Here is a 4,309-nt window from a genome sequence, read left to right as displayed (position 1 = left end):
GTCGGCGGGGTAGGGGGCGGGGGCCTCGGCGGCGGGCCGGATGCGGGTGGCGGCCCGCAGGCGCACCGAGGCGCTGCGCGGATTGGCGTCCCGCTCGGCGGCATCCGCTTGCTCGGCGCCGCGAGTGACCAGCTCCAGGTAGGGTTCCAGTCCCTCCGGGACGACGGGCAGGTCGGCGGGTGCACCCGGGGAGGCGCCGGCGGCCAGGGCCTGTTTGACGATGCGGTCCTCCAGGCTCTGGTAGGACTCGACGACGATGCGCCCGCCCACCCGCAGCGAGTTGAGGGCTCGCGGCAGGGCGCGTTGCAGCAGCTCGAGCTCACCGTTGACGGCGATGCGCAGCGCCTGGAAGGTGCGTTTGGCGGGGTTCCCGCCCCGGCGGCGGGCGGCGGCGGGAATGGCCTCACGTACCAGCTCGGTCAGCTCGGCCGTGGTGGTGACGGGCCGGCCGGCGCGGCGGCGGCGCACGATGGCGGCCGCGATGCGCGGGGCGAAGCGTTCCTCGCCGTAGGTGCGCAGGATGCGGGTCAACTCGCGCTCGTCGACGCCGTCGAGTAGCTCCTGAGCGGTGCGTCCGCCGGTCTGGTCCATGCGCATGTCCAGTGGGGCGGGCTGGGCGTAGGAGAAGCCGCGGTCGGCGTCGTCGAGCTGGAGGGAGGAGACCCCCAGGTCCATGAGGATGGCGTCGACGGTGCGGTCGGGGCGGCGGGAGGCGTCGCGGGCAACGGCGTCGACGGCGTCGTAGGTTGCCTGCACGGCGCGGAAGCGGTCCCCGAAGCGGGCCAGGCGGGCGCCGGCCAGGGCGATGGCCTGGGGATCGCGGTCGATGCCGACCACGGTGAGGTTGGTGAAGCGCTCGAGGGCGGCCTCGGTGTGTCCGCCCATGCCGAGCGTGCAGTCGATCATGACGGGTGCGGCGACTTCCAGGGCCGGGGCGAGCAGGTCCAGACAGCGCTCCAGGAGGACGGGCGTGTGGCGGCCGGCGGCGTCGGCGGTGGCCGGCTGCGTGACAGCCGGGGTTTGCGCGGCGGGGGCGTCGCTCACGGGTGTCCTCCTCTCCTGGTTCGGATTGCCACGACGTCGGCATTGCGACGTGCGGGGTACTCGGGTGCTGTTGGGCGTGGGGGCCGTCGGTGGCGCCGCTCTGCCAGGACTCCTCCCGCGGGTTCCGGCGCCGGGGAAGAGGCGTCGGACGCTGCGGCGGGCGGAGACCTCACGGAACGGAACCGTTGCCGGTGGACTTCCAGGGCTTTGGGGCGGCTGGGGCCCATGCCTGACGGCGTTATGCAGTTGTGCGGCCGAGGTGTTCGGGGCGGGTCAGAAGAACCCGGGGATGATCTCCTCGGCGGTGTCGGCGAAGACCTGCTCCTGCGCGGCCAGGTAGGTCTCCCAGGCCTTCGCGTCCCAGATCTCCACGCGTGCGCCGGCGCCGATGACCGCGAGGTCGCGGCCCAGCCCGGCGTAGGCGCGCAGCGGCGCGGGGATGGTGATGCGCCCCTGCTTGTCGGGGATCTGCGAGTCGGCGCCGGAGAGCATGACGCGGACGTAATCGCGCGCCTGTTTCTGCGCCAGGGGGGCCTCGCGCAGTTGGGCGTACATGCGTTCGAACTCGGCGGAGGTGAAGGCGTAGATGCAGTGCTCCTGGCCGCGGGTGAGGATCACACCGCCGGCGAGCTCCTCACGGAACTTCGCCGGAAGGATGAGCCGGCCCTTCTCGTCGAGGCGGGGAGCGTAGGTACCCAAGAACATGCGGACCTCACTCCTCTCCCCTCGACGATCCAACGTGCCCCACATTACTCCACTTCGCTCCCCTTTCTTCCACTCTGAGGTCGCAAACTGGGGTCATGATCGCGTCGAGGCGGCCAACGGGACGGAGTTTTCCCCGGAATCACGGGCTCATATTGAGGTGGTTGAAAGTGGAGGGAAAGGGGCGCGCGGAACGGCATGGGCGTGGCGAGGTCGACCGATGTCGGGCCGCGGACGGCAGCGCGAGCAGGGACGGCGGGGCTGGCGACACCGGGGACGCCACCCGTCGGCCGAGATCGGATAACGGGACCAGGCCAAGGAAAACGGAGGCGCCGGCGGTGGCGGCGCCGGTGTGAGGCGGACGCCCGGCACCCCCGCCCGAAACCACCCGTGGAGGGAAGTGGAGGGACGTCCGGCGGACGCCCCGCACCCGCCCGGGCGGGTTGCGTTTCAGCCAATGGGGACCTTAGGTAGTGGCGCTGCTCACGACTTCGCGGTGAACTGACACAGTGTCAGCGTCGACATCCGAGGAGCCAGCCATGCTCACCGCCAACAGCCCCACCACCTCGACCACCAACCAAACCACCGCACCGGACACCGCCTACCCCCACCTCCTGTCGCCCCTGACGATCGCCGGTCATGTCCTGCGCAACCGCGTCCTCATGCCGCCCATGGGCACCGAGATGTGCACCGAGGACGGACTGTCCACCCCGCGCGAGGCCGCCTATTACGGGGCACGCGCCGTGGGCGGCACCGCCGTCGTCATGACCGGCATCAACTTCGTCCAGTCCGAGCTTGAGCCCATCCACAAGGGCCTGGCCCGGGTCGATTCGGACGACTGCATCCCGGGCCTGCGCGGTATCGCCGAGGCCGTCCACGCCGGCGGGGGCCTCGCCGCCCTGCAACTCACCCCTGGCCTGGGCCGCAACAACCAGTACTACGACGAACTCGGGATGGAGCCGGTCTCGTCCTCGGACAACACCTATTTCTTCGACCCGTCCCGCCGCTGCCGCCCCCTGACGACCGAGGAGATCCGCCTCATCGTCCAGCGCGTGGGTGAGGCGGCACGCCGCGGCGCCGAGGCCGGCTTCGACGCCATCGACCTGCACGGCCACACCGGCTACCTCGTCGACCAGTTCATGAGCGCGCTGTGGAACCGCCGCACGGACGAGTACGGCGGCTCGCCAGAGAACCGCGCCCGCTTCGCCGTGGAGTGCCTGCGCGCCATCAAGGACAACGCCCCCGACTGCATCGTCTCCTTCCGCATCTCGGTCAACCACCGATTCGAGGGCGGGCGCACCTGGGAGGAGACCCAGGCGCTCGTCCAAGCCCTCGAGGCCGGCGGGCTCGACATGATCCTGTGCGACGACGGCTCCTACGAGGCCATGGACTACGTCTTTCCGCCGTACTACCTCGGCGACGCCCCGATGTGGGAGGCCGCCGCCAGGGTCAAGGAGGTCGTCTCCATTCCCGTGGCCGCCTGTGGCTCCCTCACCCCCGAGATCGGCGAGCGGCTCATCGCCGAGGGCAGCGCCGACCTCGTTGCCCTGGGGCGCCCGCTCATCGCCGACCCCGACCTCGTCGTCAAGCTCGAGCAGGGCCGCCGGGCCGACGTCCGCCCCTGCATCCGCTGCAACCAGATGTGCACCGGCAACGCCTTCTTCGGGCTGCCGGTGGCCTGCGCCGTGAACCCCGAGGCGGGTTTCGAGCTTGAGCGCGTGATCGAGCCCGGCAGCGTCACCGAGCCCAAGCGCGTCGTCGTCGTGGGCGCCGGCCCGGCGGGGCTCGAGTTCGCGCGCGTCGCCGGGCTGCGTGGGCACCGCGTCGAGATCTACGAGAAGGGCGACCGGATCGGCGGCGTCCTCCTGCCGGCGGCGACCCCCGACTTCAAGCGGGAACTGTTCCGCATGATCGGCTGGTGGGAGCGCCAGCTCGAGCAGATCCCGACGGTGAGCATCCACCTGGGCCACGAAGTCACGGTCGAGGACGAGGTCCTCACCGGCGCCGACGTCCTCGTCCTCGCCAACGGCTCGCACCCCTTCGTACCCGAGTCGGTCGTCGTCGCCCCCGGGGCGCGCCCCGTCGACGTCCTCGCCTTCCACCGCGGAGCGCCCCTGGGCCAGCGCGTCGTCGTGTGCGGTGGTGGCCTGTCGGGCGCCGACGCCGCCCTCGAGATCGCTCAGAAGGGCCACGCGGTCGTCATCCTCGAGATGGTCGAGGAGATCGCCGGGGACATGCTGATGCTCAACCGGATCTCGCTGCTGCGCGAGCTCGAGGCGCACGGGGTCGAGATCCGCACTCGCACCCTCGTCAAGGAGATCACCCCCGAGGGCGTGCGCGTCACCGGCCCCGAGGGCGCCGCGGAGCTCGTCGAGGCCGACACCGTCATCACGGCCTTCGGGCTCAAGCCCGCCACGGGCGCGGGCGACGCTCTCGCCGCGGCCGTCCCCGGCGCCGAGGTCATCCGGGTCGGCGACTGCGTCAAACCGCGCAAGGTCGGCGACGCCATCAACGACGCCTACGTCGCCGCACTCGCCCTCTGAGACGCGAGCGACGGCGGGGC

The 4,309-nt window shown here is 71.6% G+C and carries 3 protein-coding genes; 1 reads left to right on the top strand and 2 read right to left on the bottom strand.

Going from position 1 to position 4,309, the window contains the following annotated elements; all coding sequences use genetic code 11:
* The coding region (gene rsmH, locus BN1056_RS06960) for a 16S rRNA (cytosine(1402)-N(4))-methyltransferase RsmH (RefSeq protein WP_210580004.1) at nucleotides 1–1,044 on the bottom strand (1,044 nt) is incomplete at its 3' end.
* Nucleotides 1,045–1,317: 273 nt separating this feature from the next.
* Nucleotides 1,318–1,749, bottom strand: coding sequence for a division/cell wall cluster transcriptional repressor MraZ (gene mraZ, locus BN1056_RS06955; protein ID WP_210580003.1), 432 nt, complete (start codon nucleotides 1,747–1,749; stop codon nucleotides 1,318–1,320).
* A 536-nt stretch (nucleotides 1,750–2,285) separates the two neighbouring features.
* Between mraZ and BN1056_RS06950 the strand changes: the two genes are divergently transcribed.
* The gene (locus BN1056_RS06950; RefSeq protein WP_210580002.1) at nucleotides 2,286–4,289 is read left to right on the top strand and encodes an oxidoreductase; all 2,004 of its coding nucleotides are present in this window, start codon (nucleotides 2,286–2,288) and stop codon (nucleotides 4,287–4,289) included.
* Nucleotides 4,290–4,309 lie beyond the last annotated feature (20 nt).

Origin of the sequence: Actinomyces succiniciruminis, from assembly GCF_900002405.1 — a bacterium.
GTDB lineage: Bacteria > Actinomycetota > Actinomycetes > Actinomycetales > Actinomycetaceae > Actinomyces > Actinomyces succiniciruminis.
Note: the sequence above shows the minus strand (reverse complement) of the source record. Positions and strands in the feature narration are given on the sequence as shown.

Coding starts and splice junctions, on each gene's coding strand:
- mraZ (WP_210580003.1), bottom strand. CDS start 1,749: ATGTTCTTGGGTACCTACGCTCCCCGCCTCGACGAGAAGGGCCGGCTC.
- BN1056_RS06950 (WP_210580002.1), top strand. CDS start 2,286: ATGCTCACCGCCAACAGCCCCACCACCTCGACCACCAACCAAACCACC.